The sequence below is a fragment of the Pseudarthrobacter sulfonivorans genome (assembly GCF_024391045.1).
Classification (GTDB): domain Bacteria; phylum Actinomycetota; class Actinomycetes; order Actinomycetales; family Micrococcaceae; genus Arthrobacter; species Arthrobacter sulfonivorans_B.
On the sequence record NZ_JANFCZ010000003.1, the window covers coordinates 41,941 to 58,594 of the forward strand.

Annotated in this window: 15 protein-coding genes; 7 read left to right on the forward strand and 8 right to left on the reverse strand. The window is 64.8% G+C overall.

From position 1 onward, the window contains the following. Positions 1–33: 33 nt before the first annotated feature. Genes rsgA through NQJ30_RS02930 form a run of 3 tightly spaced genes read right to left on the reverse strand, consistent with a single transcriptional unit; the run spans position 34 to position 3,064 of the window. Positions 34–1,149 (reverse strand): ribosome small subunit-dependent GTPase A, encoded by a 1,116-nt coding sequence (gene rsgA / locus NQJ30_RS02920; protein WP_255768235.1) that lies wholly within the window; start codon positions 1,147–1,149, stop codon positions 34–36. Further along, on the reverse strand, positions 1,133–2,524 hold the full coding sequence (gene aroA / locus NQJ30_RS02925) for a 3-phosphoshikimate 1-carboxyvinyltransferase (RefSeq protein ID WP_255768237.1): 1,392 nt from the start codon (positions 2,522–2,524) through the stop codon (positions 1,133–1,135). The genes rsgA and aroA overlap by 17 nt, the downstream gene beginning before the upstream one ends. Positions 2,525–2,530: 6 nt before the next feature. Beyond that, positions 2,531–3,064, reverse strand: a complete 534-nt coding sequence (locus tag NQJ30_RS02930; RefSeq protein WP_255768238.1) for a DoxX family protein — start codon at positions 3,062–3,064, stop codon at positions 2,531–2,533. A gap of 322 nt (positions 3,065–3,386) precedes the next feature. Between NQJ30_RS02930 and NQJ30_RS02935 the strand changes: the two genes are divergently transcribed. Both NQJ30_RS02935 and rsrA read left to right on the forward strand, forming a co-directional pair. Then, complete coding sequence (locus tag NQJ30_RS02935; RefSeq protein WP_255768239.1) at positions 3,387–4,217, forward strand: sigma-70 family RNA polymerase sigma factor; 831 nt, start codon at positions 3,387–3,389, stop codon at positions 4,215–4,217. Next, positions 4,214–4,474, forward strand: coding sequence for a mycothiol system anti-sigma-R factor (gene rsrA / locus NQJ30_RS02940; protein ID WP_255768240.1), 261 nt, complete (start codon positions 4,214–4,216; stop codon positions 4,472–4,474). Before NQJ30_RS02935 ends, rsrA begins: the two co-directional genes overlap by 4 nt. 141 nt (positions 4,475–4,615) lie before the next feature. Here rsrA and NQJ30_RS19105 read toward each other — a convergent pair whose 3' ends face one another. From NQJ30_RS19105 to NQJ30_RS02960, 5 genes are all read right to left on the reverse strand, one after another. Continuing rightward, positions 4,616–4,690 carry a 50S ribosomal protein bL37 gene (locus NQJ30_RS19105; RefSeq protein ID WP_369299106.1) on the reverse strand — a complete coding sequence of 25 codons (75 nt, stop codon included), beginning with the start codon at positions 4,688–4,690 and terminating at the stop codon, positions 4,616–4,618. A gap of 112 nt (positions 4,691–4,802) precedes the next feature. Further along, on the reverse strand, positions 4,803–5,417 hold the full coding sequence (locus tag NQJ30_RS02945; protein ID WP_255768241.1) for a PadR family transcriptional regulator: 615 nt from the start codon (positions 5,415–5,417) through the stop codon (positions 4,803–4,805). Beyond that, on the reverse strand, positions 5,417–6,259 hold the full coding sequence (locus tag NQJ30_RS02950; RefSeq protein WP_255768242.1) for a DUF4097 family beta strand repeat-containing protein: 843 nt from the start codon (positions 6,257–6,259) through the stop codon (positions 5,417–5,419). The genes NQJ30_RS02945 and NQJ30_RS02950 overlap by 1 nt, the downstream gene beginning before the upstream one ends. 172 nt (positions 6,260–6,431) lie before the next feature. Then, the gene (locus tag NQJ30_RS02955) at positions 6,432–7,031 is read right to left on the reverse strand and encodes a GDSL-type esterase/lipase family protein (protein ID WP_255768243.1); all 600 of its coding nucleotides are present in this window, start codon (positions 7,029–7,031) and stop codon (positions 6,432–6,434) included. A 120-nt stretch (positions 7,032–7,151) separates the two neighbouring features. Beyond that, entirely contained in the window at positions 7,152–10,949 is a 3,798-nt protein-coding gene (locus NQJ30_RS02960; RefSeq protein ID WP_255768244.1) for a multifunctional oxoglutarate decarboxylase/oxoglutarate dehydrogenase thiamine pyrophosphate-binding subunit/dihydrolipoyllysine-residue succinyltransferase subunit, read from the reverse strand. Positions 10,950–11,421: 472 nt separating this feature from the next. Here NQJ30_RS02960 and NQJ30_RS02965 point away from each other — a divergent pair, with 472 nt between their 5' ends. From NQJ30_RS02965 to NQJ30_RS02985, 5 genes are all read left to right on the forward strand, one after another. Continuing rightward, entirely contained in the window at positions 11,422–12,753 is a 1,332-nt protein-coding gene (locus tag NQJ30_RS02965) for a hemolysin family protein (protein ID WP_255768245.1), read from the forward strand. Then, positions 12,750–13,820, forward strand: coding sequence for a hemolysin family protein (locus NQJ30_RS02970; RefSeq protein ID WP_255768246.1), 1,071 nt, complete (start codon positions 12,750–12,752; stop codon positions 13,818–13,820). The genes NQJ30_RS02965 and NQJ30_RS02970 overlap by 4 nt, the downstream gene beginning before the upstream one ends. Before the next feature lie 142 nt (positions 13,821–13,962). Beyond that, the gene (locus tag NQJ30_RS02975; protein WP_255768247.1) at positions 13,963–14,949 is read left to right on the forward strand and encodes a metal ABC transporter solute-binding protein, Zn/Mn family; all 987 of its coding nucleotides are present in this window, start codon (positions 13,963–13,965) and stop codon (positions 14,947–14,949) included. Beyond that, positions 14,946–15,773, forward strand: coding sequence for a metal ABC transporter ATP-binding protein (locus NQJ30_RS02980; protein WP_255768248.1), 828 nt, complete (start codon positions 14,946–14,948; stop codon positions 15,771–15,773). The genes NQJ30_RS02975 and NQJ30_RS02980 overlap by 4 nt, the downstream gene beginning before the upstream one ends. Continuing rightward, positions 15,773–16,648, forward strand: a complete 876-nt coding sequence (locus NQJ30_RS02985) for a metal ABC transporter permease (RefSeq protein WP_255768249.1) — start codon at positions 15,773–15,775, stop codon at positions 16,646–16,648. The genes NQJ30_RS02980 and NQJ30_RS02985 overlap by 1 nt, the downstream gene beginning before the upstream one ends. The last annotated feature ends 6 nt before the right edge of the window (positions 16,649–16,654 follow it).

The window sequence follows — 16,654 nt, forward strand, 5'->3', positions numbered from 1 at the left end:
GGCCTTAGGGTCGGGGATCTCGGCTCCAGGAGGCTAGCTGATGCTGCCCAGTTCTTTGGTTTCCTGGCCTTCCAGGCGCGGGTCGGTGCCCAGCAGCCGCCGGAGGGAGGCGAGCCGGGCCGGGCCGGTGGGACCGGCATGCCCTTCGGCTACCCACGAGTCCAGCCCGCAGTTGACGGCTGCGGCGTTGTGTTTGCAGCCCCGCTCACAGGCATCCGTACCGGGCTCCAGGTCCGGGAAGGACCGCAGGATCCGGTCGGCATCCACGTGGGCGAGGCCGAACGAGCGGATGCCAGGGGTGTCGATGATCCAGCTTCCGGCCGGAGCGCCCGCCAGTTTCAAGGCAATGGCCGACGACGACGTGTGGCGGCCGCGGCCCGTCACCGCATTCACGCCGCCGGTAGCCCGTTCGGCTCCGGTGAGTGCGTTGACCATGGTGGACTTGCCCACACCGGAATGCCCGAGCATCACGGTGACTTTGCCGTCCAGGTAGGCGCGGAGCTGCGCAACGGCGTCACCGTCCAGCCGGGCCGACAGGCCGTCGTCTGAGCGCGCATCAATGCCCGAGGCGGCGGAATCGGCTGTCCGGCTGATGATGACCGGAAAGTCGAGGTGCTCATAGTTCGCCAACAGTTCCGCGGGATCCTTGACGTCCGCCTTGGTGACGAGCAGCAGCGGCTCAATGCCGGCGTCGTACGCTGCCACCAGTGCGCGGTCGATGAATCCGGTGCGGGGCTCCGGGTTGGCGGCTGCCACCACCACCACCAGCTGGTCTGCGTTGGCCACCACCGCCCGCTCGATGGGATCAGTGTCATCGGCGCTGCGTCGCAGCAGGGTGCGGCGGTCCTGGATCCGCACCAGCCGTGCCAGGGTGTCCGGGTCCCCGGAGACGTCTCCGACGAGCGAGACGAAGTCGCCGGCCACCACGGGGGAGCGGCGCAGTTCCCGGGCGCGGGCGGCGATGATGGTCCGTTCATTCCCGGAGTCCTCGCCAACGACCGCGGTGTAGCGGCCGCGATCAACGGTGATGATCCGGCCCGTGACGGCGTCGTCGTGGCTGGGACGGTCCTTGGTGCGCGGCCTGGATCCCTTTTTGCTGGGCCGGATCCGGACATCGGACTCATCCCAGGAATCAGTGCTGCGGGCCACCGCTGGAACCTTTCATGCAGTTGGCGGGGTCTGAGCTTTGGGCCACCATGTCGGCCCACATCTGCGGGAACTCGGGCATAGTCTTGGCGGTGGTGCCGATGTCCTGCACCTCGAGGCCAGGCACTGCCAGCCCCAGGATGGCCCCGGCGGTAGCCATCCGGTGATCGGCATAGCTGTGCACGACGCCGGCGTGCAGCTTGGCCGGGCGGATCACCAGACCGTCGGTGGTCTCCTCGGCGTCGCCGCCGAGGCGGTTGATTTCCGTGACGAGCGCTGCCAGCCGGTCCGTCTCGTGGCCGCGCAGGTGGGCGATGCCCGTGAGTCGGGAAGGACCTGTGGCCAGCGCGCAGAGTGCTGCCACGGTGGGGGCGAGTTCGCTGGTTTCGTCGAAATCCGCGCCCTTGATTTCGGCTCCGCCGGTAACCGTCAGGACTCCGTCAACGAGGCTGACATCCGCGCCCATGTTGGCCAGGATGGTGCGCCACTGGTCTCCCACCTGGGTGGTTTGGGCGGGCCAGTTCGGGATCCGCACCGTGCCTTTCGTGGCGAGGGCGGCCGCCAGGAATGGCCCCGCGTTGGACAGGTCCTGCTCGATGCGCTGGTCAAACGCACGGATAGGTCCCGGGGCCACAACCCAGTGGTTGGGCGTGGAATCGTCAACGGACACCCCGGCGCCCCGCAGCACGGCCACCGTCATGTTGATGTGGTCCAGGCTGGGGACGGGGTTGCCCACGTGTTCCAGATGAAGGCCTTCGATGAACCGCGCGCCCACCAGCAGCAGGGCCGACACGAACTGCGACGACCCGCTGGCATCGATCACCAGGTGCCCGCCGCGGACTTCCCCCGTGCCTTCAACGGTGAACGGCAGCGCGGAGGGGGCCCCGCCGTCGTCCGTTGTCAGGGTGACGCCGAGCCCCCTGAGCGCCCCGATGATGGCGCCCATGGGGCGCTTCCGGGCATGCGGGTCACCGTCGAAAACGCTCGCACCTTTCCGCAGCGCCGCCAGCGGCGGGACAAAACGCATGACCGTTCCGGCCAGGCCGCAATCGATGTGCGTGCGTGATGCCTCCGCATTCTGGCTCAGTGGCGTAACTTCAAGGTCCGGCCCGTAAGCGCCGTCCCCGGGCACCTCCTTGACGGTGGCGCCCAGCTGCCGGAGCGCGTCGATCATCAGGGCAGAGTCTCGGGAATGCAGGGGCGCCCGGAGCCGGGAAGGCCCGTCGGCGAGTGCGGCCAGGACAAGGAACCTGTTGGTGAGGGACTTTGAACCCGGCACCGTGACCGTGGCATTGATGGGACGGCCGGCAAACGGGGCAGGCCAGTTCGGGATGGGATCGCCGGAATCGGGGAGTGCTGGCGGGGTGGAACCGGTCATGCGGCCTTATGCCCCCGTTGCGTGCACTGCACGGCGAACAGCTTTGTCCGCTTTGTGGAGCTTCTTGCCGGTGGTCTTCCGTGCCCCCGCAGCAGTCCTCCGGGCGTCAGCTGCGATGTGCTCGGCACGCCAGGCGAGGCCGGGTTTCCCGGCGGTGTCCACCGAGGCCAGCAGGGCGCCTCCGCTGAGGGAAACGTTCTTCAGCAGCTGGTTTCGGCGGGCCTGGCGGCCTTGCTTGGTGCTGATATCGGCGCTGCGCCACTCCACGAAAGTGTTCAGGAGGGATATGACCGTCAGCACGGTGGCCGAAAGGCGGCTGAACTTGCCAAGCCCGAACAGGACGCCGGCACCCACCTGGGTTCCTCCGATCACCCTGGCCAGCATCTTCTCGTCAGCCTGGAAAGGCAGCGAGGCGGCGGCCTTCTGCAGGAGCGGAGAGAGCTGCTGCGCGGTGTCATCGGCGTTCTTCAGCTTGTCCAGTCCTGCGAAAACGAAACTGGAGGCCAGCATGGGCCGGGCAAGGGTGCGGACAAAGGACATGAATTTCCTCCTGGCTGGACGAACCGCGTCGGATGCGGCGGAGTCCGTCCTAGTCTTGCACTTTTGAGGAATATTTGCCCGCCACCAAAGGTTATGGATTGCAGGTCCGTCGAACACCGGCGGCAGTAGGTTTAGCTGGCCAGATACGTTGCCGGGAGCGCTGGCCTATCTCAAGCTGGCTTGGAAGAGAACGGAGTGGCCCTTGAGGTTGCTGAAAGACGGGCTGGAGCCATCCGGTCCCCTCACGCTGCAGGCTCTGGAATCAGATCCTCCGGAGTACGGAAGGCCGCGCCCCAAGGCCGTCACAGTAGACTTGGGCGCAATGAGTACCGTGGATCCGGCCGTTGAGGCCATGTATAGGGCAACGCCGAGCGGCGCCAAAACCAGCGGCGACGCGAGTGCCGGTTCGCCCGTGTCTGCAGGGGAGCCGCAGGCGGCTGAGTCGGCACCTGAGACGGCAGGGCCGGAAGTGGCCCCGGCGGCAGGGCCCGGCGAGGTTGAGCCGGGTTCGGATGAGCAGGCCGTGGACGTCGCCACTGAGTCAACCGAGGACCGCCGCATCCGCTTTGAGCGCGATGCCATGCAGTATGTGGACCAGCTCTACTCGGCCGCCATGCGCATGGCGAGGAATCCAGCTGATGCAGAGGATCTGGTCCAGGAGGCTTACACCAAGGCGTTCTCCGCCTTCCATCAGTACAAGCCGGGCACCAACCTCAAGGCGTGGCTGTACCGGATCCTCACCAACACGTACATCAACCTGTACCGCAAGCGGCAGCGCGAACCGCTGCAGTCCAACTCGGACACCATCGAGGACTGGCAGCTGGCCAGGGCGGAATCGCACACCTCACGCGGGTTGCGGTCGGCGGAAGCTGAGGCACTGGACCATCTGCCGGACTCTGACGTCAAGCGGGCACTGCAGTCCATCCCCGAGGAGTTCCGGCTCGCGGTGTACTTTGCTGACGTCGAAGGCTTCGCGTACAAGGAAATTTCGGACATCATGAACACGCCCATCGGCACGGTGATGTCCCGGCTCCACCGCGGCCGGAAAATGTTGCGGGACCTGCTGGCGGACTATGCCGCCGACCGAGGATTCAAAGGCGCCGTCGAATCACAGGACACGGCCGCGAACACACAACAGGAGAACAGGAAATGAGCGACTGCCAAGGATTGGGTGACTGCGACGACACGCGGATGCAACGCATCTACGAGTACCTCGATGGAGCCTTGACCCGCGAGGACATTACTGAAATCAAGCACCACCTTGATGACTGTCCTGAATGCACCGAGCAGTATGACTTGGAGTGTGTTATCCGCAACATGGTCAAGCGCTCCTGTACCGAAGCCGCTCCGGACAACCTGAAGAACGCCATCCTGGACCGGATCCACTCCATCCGCCCGGTGGATGCCTGATTCGTGCGTGACTGATTCGCAGACAGCGGCGGCCTTTAGCTGCGGTTTTGCCTGAACCCGATAGCAGGTGAAAGACGAAGGACCCCGGAAGCCAGGTGGCTACCGGGGTCCTTCGCTTAAACCGTTACTCCAAGCATTGGCTTAGGTGTTGGGGCGCTTCCCGTGGTTAGCGCCGCCACGCTTACGGTCACGACGTTTACGTGCACGCTTGCTCATAGCTGGCCTCCTTAAATGTTGGTACTCAAAAGAGCTGCCCTCAAGTCTCCCACACCATGGGACACGCCGCGAAACCCGAAACGCTTCCCCGTCAACATGGGTGACCTGCGTTTCAGCCCGGCAGGGAGTTGCGGATGGAAATGCGCGCCTGATCGAGCACCGTCCTGACAGTTTCCAAGGTGACAGCACTGATTGGTTGCCTGCTGGCCTGAAGGCGAAGCTCCACACGGAGATCGTCCCGGAACGCCTGGAGCAGCATCTCGGCTTCTTTGAGCTCGCGGATCCCCTCGGATGTGTGGCGGCTGCCAGCCTTCCTGAAGTCGGCGGCCCGGGCCGTGGTCCGCGCGGCCTCGGCAGTGGCGGCCAAGTCTGCGCGCAGTCCGCGCATGTTGGCCCGGATGTCCGCCCGGAGGTTGTCCGCCAACCTCCGCACTGACGCTGAGATGTCATTTTCGACGCCGGCGAGTTCGTCTCGGCGCTTGTTCAGTTCCGCAATCCCCGCCGCAGTGATGCGGTAGTTGGTGCGACGGCCTGCTGTTTCGGTGGCAACCAGGCCTTCTTCCTCGAGTTTCCCCAGGCGCGGGTAGATGGTTCCGGCGCTGGGGGAGTAGGTGCCGCCGAACCGCTCGCTGAGCGCCTTGATCAGTTCATAACCGTGCTTGGGGCCGGATTCCAGCAGGGCGAGCAGGTAGAGCCGCAGCGCACCATGGGCGAATACCGGGGGCATTAGTGTCCGGCTTCCGGACGGTGCGCGTCGTCGTTCCGTGCGGGCTGCCCATGGAAAATGGACGTCTTTCCGGACACTGAGTTGGTGCGGACCAGCATCAGTTTGCGGTCTGGACCTGCAATGGTTTCCACCTTGCCGCCGGGCTGGGAGTACTGGCGATCGTCGATCACCACCATCCCGCTGGCGGATTTCGCCACGATGTCCACGCCGACGTCGTGCGGTAGCCGGATGGTGACATCGCCCGAAACGGAGTTGGCGCCGAAATCGTTCGTGAAGCTGAGCAGGTCGAAGCTCATGTCCCCGCTGACGGTATTCGCGCGGATGTTCGTGAACCGGCCGGAGGCCGTTACCTCGCCGGAGACACTCTTGGCGGTAAGGACGCCGTCGTGGTTTCGCGCAATGACCTCGCCGCTGACGGTGTTGACGTGCAGCTGACCGGACGTCCCGTCCGCCATGACCGAACCCGAGACAGTGTTCAGGCGGGTGTGCCCGCTGGTGCCGGACACCAGGCCGTCGCCGCTCACGGTGCCGGCCTCCACCTCAAGGCTTGCGGGCACCGCGATGCTGATGACTGCGGAGTTGTTGCTGTTGTGGTTCACCGTGCCCATCAGGTTCTTAAACCATCCCTGGGGGCCGTGCAGCTGATGGCGGACTTCGAGCCTACCGTCCGTCAGGGATACGGCAACAGGATCGCCCTGGACGTCACTGATCTCCAGCCGGACAACGGTGTCCGCGTGGGTGACGATGTCGAACCGGCCGCGGACCATGCCCAGCTTCAGGGACGTGACTTCGTCAACATCGATGACCTGGGGACCCGTGACGGTCCAGTTGTTCTCTGACATGTGTCCTCCAAAACCGCGATATATCGTGATTGATGACCCCACGCTACAACCGGGCACGCCGGATGGTCAAGATATATCGCGAATTCGAAGCCGCCGCCGGGGAGTTGCCGCCGGGGACGCAGAGCGAGAGCGTTCGGGAAAAGACCGCGTTAAGTGAGAGAGCGTTGCCGGGCTACTCGGGGGTGTCGATCTTGAGCCACTGGAACCAGCCCCGGTGCAGGACCAGCCAGGCCATCAGGCCATAACCGGCCTGGCCCGGGGTCCCGCTGTTGGCCGCGAGGTCCTGGCGCCACTGCTCGTGGTTCAGGAGCGGCGAAAACGTGTCCACATAAAGATGCTTGCGCCTCGTGGTCACGTCCGCGAATGCCGTGTTCAATTCGGCGAGGCGGCGGTTCTGGGCAGGATCCAGGGTAGGCGGCGGACCCACCACGAAAACTTCGATCCTGTTCTGCGAGGCGGTATCGAGGATGTTGGCGAGGTTCAGGCGGCTGCGGGCCGTGGAGAGGCCGAATTCGATGTCCCGTCCCGAGAGACCGATCACCAGCCGGTTCTCATGCTGGTCGCCGAACCGCCGGCCGGCTTCTTCCAGCCACCGGGCGGCCAGTCCTTCCGTTCCCTCCTGGGGACAGGGGAGGGCGTAGCTTTCCATGGCCACGCCGTCCTGCGGAGTCCGGGCCAGTACACGGCCCAGCCAGCCAAGCGCCCTCGGATCGCCAAGTCCGGCCAGCAGTTCGTCTCCAACAGCTGCGATCCGCAGCTTCCTGTCTTCCACAAGTCCCTCTTTACGTCCGTGCCAGCTGTTGCCAGCCGGCGTGGCTATGGTTCATCCCATTAAACAGAACTGCCCGGCCGGAGTCTGGTATTTCGACGTCCGGCCGGGCAGCCCGCTGTATTACTTCCGTGCAAATGCCAGCTTCAGGAGCGTGTCCTGCTCTTTCGCGTGGCGCTTCATCGATCCGGCAGCCGTGGCGGCCGAGGCGGGACGCGACACCAGGCGTACACGGCGGTCCAGCATCTCCGGGAGGTGCAGGCCCATGAACGGCCATGGTCCCTGGTTGGCGGGCTCGTCCTGCGCCCACACAACCTCGGCGTTCGGGTACTTGGCCAGTTCCGCGGCAATCTCCTCGTGCGGCAGCGGGTACAGCTGCTCCACGCGGATGATCGCGGTGGTCTTGTCATCGGTCTTCTGCCGGGTGGACAGAAGGTCGTAGTACAGGCGGCCGGAGACCAGGAGTACGCGTTCGACGGCGTTCGCGGCCAGCTGCTCATGGTCACCGATGACGGGGCGGAAGCCGCCGGTGGTGAAGTCCTCCACGGACGAGGCGGCTGCCTTCAGGCGCAGCAGTTGCTTCGGTGTGAAGATGATCAGCGGCTTGCGCGGGCGGCTGTACGCCTGGCGGCGCAGCAGGTGGAAGTGCGACGCTGCCGTGGTGGGGTTGGCGACGATCATGTTCTGTTCGGCGCACATCTGCAGGAAGCGTTCGATGCGGGCCGAGGAGTGGTCCGGGCCCTGGCCTTCGTAGCCGTGCGGCAGCATCAGGACGAGCGAGGAGCGCTGGCCCCACTTCTGCTCGGCCGAGGAGATGAACTCATCGATGATGGTCTGCGCGCCGTTGACGAAGTCACCGAACTGCGCCTCCCACAGCACGAGGGCATCGGGCCGCTCCACCGAGTAGCCGTATTCGAAGCCCATGGCCGCGTATTCGGACAGCAGGGAGTCGTAGATCCACAGCTTGGCCTGGTCGTCGGAGAGGTTGCCCAGGGGCAGCCACTCGTTGCCGTTGGCGCGGTCGTGGAACACGGCGTGGCGCTGCACGAACGTACCGCGGCGTGAGTCCTGGCCGGCGAGCCGGACCGGTACGCCTTCCATGATCAGTGAGCCAAAGGCGGCGATTTCGCCGAAGCCCCAGTCAATGCCGCCTTCACGGGACATCTGCTCGCGCTTTTCGAGCAGCTGCTTGAGTTTGGCATGGACCGTGAAGCCCTCGGGGATTTCGATGTGCGCATGGCCAATCCGCGCCAGGGTCTCGGACGAGATGGCCGTGGATGCCGGCGCGTTGATGCCCGAATCGGCCTGCTGGGCGATGGGACGCTCGATGTCCGAGACAGCTGCGGAATCCGCCGTGATGATGGGGATCGGGGAGGTCTGGGCCGCGTGAGTTTCGGCGAAGACCCGTTCCAGCCGTTCCTGGTAATCGCGGAGCAGCTGCTCTGCCTCTTCCTCGGTGATGTCGCCGCGGCCGATCAGGGCCTCGGTGTACAGCTTGCGGACGGAGCGCTTGGCTTCGATCAGGTTGTACATCATGGGCTGGGTCATCGAGGGGTCGTCGCCCTCGTTGTGGCCACGGCGGCGGTAGCACACCATGTCGATCACAACGTCCTTGTGGAAGCGCTGGCGGAACTCGTAGGCGAGCTGGCCAATGCGGACCACGGCCTCGGGATCGTCACCGTTCACGTGGAATACCGGTGCCTGGATCATCTTGGCGACGTCCGTGGAGTACGTGGACGAGCGCGAGGACGACGGGGCGGTGGTGAAGCCCACCTGGTTGTTGACCACCACGTGGATGGTGCCGCCGGTGCGGTAGCCGCGCAGCTGGGACAGGTTCAGCGTTTCGGCAACCACGCCCTGGCCCGCGAACGCAGCGTCGCCGTGGACCATGATGGGCAGGACCGGGAAGGCCTCGCCCTGGTCCAGGCGGTCCTGCTTGGCGCGGACAATGCCCTCAAGCACGGAATCAACGGCCTCGAGGTGGGACGGGTTCGCAGCCAGGTAAACCTTGGTCTCGTTGCCGTTCTCGGACGTGAAGGTGCCTTCGGTGCCGAGGTGGTACTTGACGTCGCCCGAGCCCTGCACGGAGCGGGGATCCTGGGTGCCTTCGAACTCACGGAACACCTGGGCGTAGGTCTTGCCGGCGATGTTGGTGAGGACGTTCAGCCGGCCGCGGTGGGCCATGCCGATGGCAACCTCATCCAGGCCGTCGTCAGCGGCCTCGGAAATGACGGCGTCCAGCAGCGGAATCAGCGATTCGCCGCCTTCGAGGGAGAAGCGCTTCTGGCCCACGAACTTGGTCTGCAGGAAGGTTTCGAACGCTTCGGCGGCATTGAGCCTGGACACGATGCGCAGCTGCTCTTCGCGGCTGGGCTTCGAGTACGGGTGCTCCAGCTGGTCCTGGAACCACTTGCGCTCTGCCGGCTCCTGGATGTGCATGTATTCGATGCCCGTGGTGCGGCAGTAGGCGTCCCGGAGCACCCCGAGGATGTCGCGGAATTTGAGCATGGGGGCACCACCGAAGCCGCCGGTGGGCCACTCGCGGTCCAGGTCCCAGAGGGTCAGCCCGTAGGTGAGGACATCGAGGTCAGGGTGCTTGCGCTGGCGGTACTCCAGGGGATCGGTGTCCGCCATCAGGTGGCCGCGCACGCGGAAGGCGTGGATCAGCTGCTGGATCCGGGCAACCTTGTTGATCTCGTCAGCAGGGTCCACCTGCAGGTCAGGGCTCCAGCGCACGGGCTCGTACGGGATGCGCAGGGATTCAAAGATTTCGTCGTAGAAGTTCTGGGCGCCCAGGAGCAGCTGGTGCACCAGCTTGAGGAACTCGCCGCTGCCGGCACCCTGGATGACGCGGTGGTCATAGGTGGAGGTCAGCGTGAGGACCTTGCTGATGGCGTTCTGCGCGATGATCTTTTCGCTCGCGCCCTGGAACTCGGCCGGGTAGTCCAGCGCGCCGACACCGATGATGGCGGCCTGGCCCTTGGAGAGGCGCGGCACGGAGTGGACGGTGCCGATGCCGCCCGGGTTGGTGAGGGATACCGTGGTGCCCGAGTGGTCATCAGCGGTCAATTTGCCCGCGCGGGCACGCTTGATCAGGTCCTCGTAGGTGTGCCAGAACTCGGAGAAGTTGAGGGTCTCCGCCTTCTTGATGTTGGGCACCATGAGCAGGCGGGTACCGTCCGGCTTGGGCATGTCAATGGCGATGCCGAAGTTGACGTGGGCCGGCTGGACGGCAACGGGCTTGCCGTCAACTTCGTCGTAGTAGACGTTCATGGACGGGAACTGCGAGAGCGCCCGGATGACGGCGTAGCCAATGAGGTGCGTGAAGGAGACCTTGCCGCCGCGCGCGCGGGCCAGGTTGGAGTTGATGACCACGCGGTTGTCGATCAGCAGCTTGGCCGGAATGGCACGAACGCTGGTGGCCGTGGGTACCTCGAGGCTGGTGATCATGTTGGTGGCGATCGCCTTGGCCGGCCCGCGGAGGACTGAGACCACGTCCTCTTCGGGGGCGGTGGGTGCCTTGACATTCTTGGGCAGCTGCGCGGGGATGGGCTGGACAGTGGCGCCGGGCTCGGTCGTCTTCGCGCCATCGCGGGCGACCGTAGCGGGGGCCTTCTTGGTCGGCGCCGGGGCGGCGGCCGGTGCTGCGGGCTGTGCCGCCGGCGCCGGTGCCGGGGCAGATGCAGCAGGTGCCGCAGCCGGAGCTACGGCAGGCATTTCACGAGTGGCGGGATTGGCTGCGGCGGCTGCCGGGCTCCCGTTGGAAGATGATTCGCTGCCCGAGTCGAAGGATTCAAACAAGGGCCACCACTTGGTGTCCACAGTGTTTCTGTCCTTTTGGTATTGCTCGTACAGTTCGTCAACGAGCCACTCGTTTCCGCCAAATTCCTCTGGTAGACGGTGGCTAGGCTGCTCTGGCACTTGAAATACGCCTCTTCCATGAGTTTGATGTCCCTCTGGCCGCCAAGTGCTTCAGCACAACAATCGAACCAGTTTCTGCGTCCTGAACCCGGACCTTTGCCAGTCTAATGAGCATTCCGTGTTAACTGCCAATAACGGTGACTCAAATCATGGAATGACATGGAGATCGCGAATTGTGGCGGACGGGAGCGGTCCACGGGCACACGGAAGGCGCAATCCGCTCCTGTAGACTGAACTTCTTATGGACAGTAAATCTAGGTGCCGGCCTGGGGGCTGTCAGCGGAGCATGAACCACAACTTCGCGCAGTCCACCCGAAGAGCCGGCAAACCCCGAACACGCGCCCATCACTCTCTCCCGGTCCATGCCGGCGGAGCCTTACTGGAAACAGGGTCCGCCTCGGCCGACCATCCTCCGCCGGGAAGTTTCCCCCGGATCCACGCCACGTCCCCCGGCCTTCGGGCGGGATGCTGAATGGAGTGGTTACTCCTCGCGGCAGGCCTCCTGCTGATCGCCGGCACCGGCTTCTTCGTCGCCGTCGAATTTTCCCTGATAGCGCTTGACCAGGCCACGGTGCAGAAAGCCATCGACAACGGTGACGCCGGTGCGGTGCCGCTGCTCAAATGCCTGAAATCCCTCTCAACCCAGCTATCCAGCTGCCAACTCGGCATCACCCTCACCACCCTCCTGACCGGCTATGTGATGGAACCGTCAGTGGGGCGGCTCCTCGAAGGACCGCTGGCCGCCGTCGGTGTTCCCCCGCTGGCTGCGGCTTCCGTTTCCCTGGTTATTGCCATGGGACTGGCCACCCTGCTGTCCATGCTCCTCGGTGAGCTGGTGCCGAAAAACATGGCCATCGCGCTGTCCTTCCAGGTGGGCAAGGCCTTGGCGCGTCCGCAGCTGATTTTTACCGCCATCTTCAAGCCCGCCATCGTGCTGCTGAACGGGTTTTCCAACAAGGTCCTGAACGTCTTCGGCCTTGAAGCCAAGGAAGAAATTTCCGGCGCCCGGACACCGGCCGAACTGGCCTCCCTCGTGCGGCGTTCTGCCGCCATGGGAACGCTCGATGCCGGGACCGCCAACTTTGTGGCGCGGACCCTGAACTTCTCGGCCCGGACGGCCGCCGATGTGATGACACCGCGCATCCGGGTGGAAACCATCGACGCCGACCAGCCGGTTGCGGACATCCTGGACGCCGCCCGGCGCACCGGGTATTCCCGCTTTCCCGTCATCGGCGACTCCGCAGACGACATTAGGGGCCTGGTCCACGTCAAGAAGGCAGTTGCCGTGCCGTGGGACCGGCGCGCCAACCTGGAAGCGGGCGCCATCATGACCGACGTCCTCAGGGTGCCGGAGACCATCCACCTCGATGCGCTCCTGGCGGAACTGAGGGAAGGAAACCTGCAACTCGCCGTCGTGCTTGATGAATACGGCGGAACCGCCGGAATCACCACCCTCGAAGACCTTGTGGAAGAAATCGTGGGCGAGGTGGCCGACGAGCATGACAAGGTGCGGCCAGGACTGCTTCAAAGCGCCTCCGGGGACTGGTATTTCCCCGGGCTGCTGCGCCCGGACGAACTTTTCGAACAGATTCCAGGACTCGCTGTCCCGGATGAGGCCGCTTACGAGACCGTGGGCGGGTATGTCATGAGTAAGCTGGGCCGCATCGCCGTCGTGGGGGACACCGTCCCGGTTGGCGGCGGAACGCTCAGCGTGACGCGCATGGACGGCAGGCGGATCGAACGGATCTGCTTCCATCCGGTAGCCCCGGAACCCGAGTCCACTGACGACAGGAAGAGCTCATGAGCGACTGGGCAGGCATCGCCTGGCTGGTGGTCCTCCTGCTGGGCAACGCGTTTTTTGTCGGCGCTGAGTTCGCGGTGATGTCAGCGAGGCGCAGCCAGATCGAACCCCTCGCCGATGCCGGTTCCAAACGGGCGCAGACCACGCTGCGGGCAATGGAAAATGTCTCGCTGATGCTGGCGTGTGCGCAGCTGGGTATTACCGTCTGCTCTCTGCTGATCCTCCAGGTGGCCGAACCGGCCATCCACCACCTCATGGCCGCCCCGCTGGAGGCTGTGGGACTGCCGGTGGAGTTTGCCGACGTCGTGGCGTTTGCCATCGCCCTGTTCGTCGTGACCTTCCTGCACGTGACGTTCGGTGAGATGGTGCCGAAGAACATCTCGGTATCGGTGGCGGACAAGGCGGCCTTGCTCCTCGCGCCGCCGCTGATATTCGTGGCGCGCCGGGTGAAACCCGTCATCGTCGCCCTGAACTGGTCCGCCAACCACATCCTCAAACTCCTGCGGATCGAACCCAAGGACGAGGTGAACTCGTCCTTCACGCTTGAAGAGGTCCAGTCGATCGTGCAGGAATCCACCCGTCACGGACTGGTGGATGACGATGCCGGACTCATTACGGGCGCCCTGGAGTTTTCCGAATACACGGCGGCGGACATCATGGTGCCGGTGGAGAAGCTGGTCATGCTGAAGGAGGCCACCACGCCGGTGGAGTTCGAAAAAGCTGTCAGCCGGACGGGCTTCTCCAGATTCCCGATGGTGGACGTGGATGGCATGCTGTCCGGCTACCTCCACGTGAAGGACGTGCTCTCCATTCCGGAGGAGGACTACCAGCACCCCATCGCCGAGTCGAGGATCCGCTCGCTGGCGAACCTCGCGCTGGACGACGAGGTGGAAACGGCCATGTCGGTCATGCAGCGCACAGGTTCGCACCTTGCCCGCGTTATCGGCGCGGACGGCCACACCCATGGAGTGCTGTTCCTGGAGGACGTGATTGAACAGCTTGTTGGTGAGATCCGGGACGCCACCCAGGCCACCGGAATCAGGCGGCTTGGCCAGCCCAACGGCAGCTAAACCGGGGCCTGGGCAGCTGTGCCAGCTTAGTCGGGCGGGGAACAGGCGTTCTCCGCCCGGCTGATCTAAATAGGAATCATTCCCAATTAGCGTTAGACTTTGGGGAGTCGCTAAAGTCCGTCCCCTTTGATCTGAGGTTTCCGTGCGTCACCCCGCAGCCATCCGAACATCCCTTGCCGCCCTCGCGGGCTTCAGCCTCCTGCTGACTGCGTGTGGCGCCGGTGGCGGTGCACCGTCGGCGTCGCCCGGAGCAGGGGGGTCGCCCGGGATCATCAACGTTGTGGCGTCCACCAATGTCTACGGGGACATCGCCAGTGTGATCGGCGGCGACAAAGTCAACGTCACAGCCATCATCACCAAGACCAGCCAGGACCCGCATTCCTACGAAGCCACAGCGCAGGACCGGCTGGCCGTCTCCAAAGCGGAACTGGTGATCGAGAACGGCGGCGGTTATGACGGCTTCCTCCACAAGATGGCCGACGACAGCAACATTGCGCACGGCAACATCCTGACCGCGGTGGACGTCGCCGGCCTGGCCCCGGAGGAGAGTCATGCCGCGACGGCCTCCGCCATCGATTCGCACGACCATCAGCACGGTGCGTTCAACGAACACGTCTGGTACAGCCTGGACGCCATGGGCAAGCTGGCCGATTCGGTGGCGGCCAAGCTGGGCGAACAGGAACCGGCATCAGCCGCACAGTTCACCGCCAACGCCGCAGCCTTCAAATCGGGCGTGGACGGACTGAACGCCAGGCTCGCTGCGTTGAGGGCAAAGTCGTCCGGCGCACCCGTGGCTGTGACAGAGCCGGTTCCGATGTACCTCCTCGAAGCCGCCGGGCTGGAAAACCTGACCCCGGAGGATTACACCGCTGCCATCGAGGAAGGATCCGACGTCCCGCCGGCAGTGCTGAAAGCCGCCACCGATCTGGCCGGATCCGGAAGCATCAGGTTCCTTGCCTACAACGAACAGACAGCGGGACCGCAAACCCAGGCACTCAAGAAAGCCGCCCAGGCGGCCGGGGTCCCCGTGGTTGATTTCAGCGAAACCCTGCCCGCGGGCAAGACGTACCTGCAATGGATGACGGACAATGTGGACAACATCAGCAAAGTTTTGGAGAAAAATAGTTGAAACCGGTGGTGAGCCTCCGCGGGGCGTCCCTGCAGTTCGGCAAGCGAACGCTCTGGGAGGGCCTCGACCTGGACATCCGGCCCGGCGAGTTCTTCGCCGTGCTGGGTCCGAACGGCAGCGGAAAGACCAGCTTCCTCAAGGTCCTGCTTGGACTGCAGAACCTGCAAGCCGGCACCGCAACGTTGGGCGACCGGCACGTGGAACGCGGGAGCAGCCTGATCGGCTACATCCCGCAACAGAAGTCGTTCGCTCCGGACACGCCCATGCGGGCCCGCGACCTGGTGGGACTCGGGGTGGACGGGCACCGCTGGGGCCTGCGGCTGGGCGTCTCCCGGATCAACCGCAGGATTGATGAACTCCTCGAACTCGTCGGCGCCACCGACTACGCAAAGGTTCCGGTGGGCCAGCTCTCCGGGGGCGAGCAGCAGCGCCTTCGGGTGGCCCAGGCCCTGGCCACCGATCCCAAGGTCCTCCTGTGCGACGAGCCTTTGCTCTCCCTGGACCTGCACCACCAGCAGGCCGTCAGTTCACTCATTAACAAGCAATGCCATGAGCAGAACAGCGCCGTGGTGTTTGTCACCCACGAAATCAACCCGGTCATCGACTACGTTGATCGGGTGCTTTACCTGGCGGGCGGCCGCTTCATGGTGGGAACGCCTGAGGAGGTCATGACCACGGAGGTCCTCTCGGAACTTTATGGCAGCCACGTGGAGGTCATCCACGCGAACGGGCGCATCGTCGTCGTCGGCCTGCCCGACGCCACCACCCACCACCACGACGACGTCCACGGCGATGTCCGCGCCGCGGTGGGGGAGGTTGCCTGATGGATGCGGACAGCATCTTCGCAGCGATCTTCAGCTTCGACAACTACGGCGAGCTCCTGGCGCTCGTGCAGAACTCCATCTGGGCAGGCGCCGTCCTGGGCCTGCTGGGCGGCCTGATGGGTACCTTCGTGATGAAGCGGGATTTGGCCTTCGCCGTCCACGGGATCTCCGAACTTTCCTTCGCGGGCGCAGCCTTTGCGCTGCTGATCGGCGCCGACATTGTGTTCGGCTCCCTCATCGGCTCGGTGGCGGCGGCGCTGCTCCTGGGCCTCATGGGGGTCCGGGCGCGGGACAAAAACTCGATTATCGGCGTGATCATGCCCTTTGGCCTGGGCCTGGGCATCCTGTTCCTGTCCCTTTACCAGGGCCGCGCAGCCAACAAGTTCGGCCTCCTGACCGGGCAGATCGTCTCCGTGGACACTGTCCAGCTGCAGGTCCTCGCCGGTGCTGCCGTGGCGGTGATCGCGGCGCTGGTGCTCATCTGGCGGCCGCTGAACTTCGCCAGCGTGGACCCCGAACTCGCTGAGGCCCGCGGCGTGCCCGTCCGGACCCTCGCGATCGTTTTTATGGTCCTGCTGGGTGTGAGCGTGGCGCTGTCCATCCAGGTGGTGGGGGCGCTGCTGGTGCTTGCGCTGCTGATCACGCCGGCAGCGGCCGCACTGCGGGTGACGTCCTCGCCCGTGCCCCTGGTGCTCCTCAGCGTCATTTTTGCCGTCACGGCAACGGTGGGCGGCATCCTGCTTGCCCTCGGCGGCCGCATCCCGATCAGCCCCTACGTCACCACGCTGTCATTCCTGATCTACGTGGTGTGCCGGGTCATCGGCGGCGCCCGCGCCAAAAAAGGCATCAACGGCCGGCTTGTGCACAGCCGCTGACGCGGT

Bases quoted from the DNA above. Each gene is read 5' to 3' on its own strand.
- NQJ30_RS02945 (WP_255768241.1), bottom strand. From the start codon at position 5,417: ATGCCCCCGGTATTCGCCCATGGTGCGCTGCGGCTCTACCTGCTCGCC.
- aroA (WP_255768237.1), bottom strand. From the start codon at position 2,524: ATGACCGGTTCCACCCCGCCAGCACTCCCCGATTCCGGCGATCCCATC.
- NQJ30_RS02950 (WP_255768242.1), bottom strand. From the start codon at position 6,259: ATGTCAGAGAACAACTGGACCGTCACGGGTCCCCAGGTCATCGATGTT.
- NQJ30_RS02965 (WP_255768245.1), top strand. From the start codon at position 11,422: ATGGAGTGGTTACTCCTCGCGGCAGGCCTCCTGCTGATCGCCGGCACC.
- NQJ30_RS02985 (WP_255768249.1), top strand. From the start codon at position 15,773: ATGGATGCGGACAGCATCTTCGCAGCGATCTTCAGCTTCGACAACTAC.
- NQJ30_RS02930 (WP_255768238.1), bottom strand. From the start codon at position 3,064: ATGTCCTTTGTCCGCACCCTTGCCCGGCCCATGCTGGCCTCCAGTTTC.
- rsrA (WP_255768240.1), top strand. From the start codon at position 4,214: ATGAGCGACTGCCAAGGATTGGGTGACTGCGACGACACGCGGATGCAA.
- NQJ30_RS02935 (WP_255768239.1), top strand. From the start codon at position 3,387: ATGAGTACCGTGGATCCGGCCGTTGAGGCCATGTATAGGGCAACGCCG.
- NQJ30_RS02970 (WP_255768246.1), top strand. From the start codon at position 12,750: ATGAGCGACTGGGCAGGCATCGCCTGGCTGGTGGTCCTCCTGCTGGGC.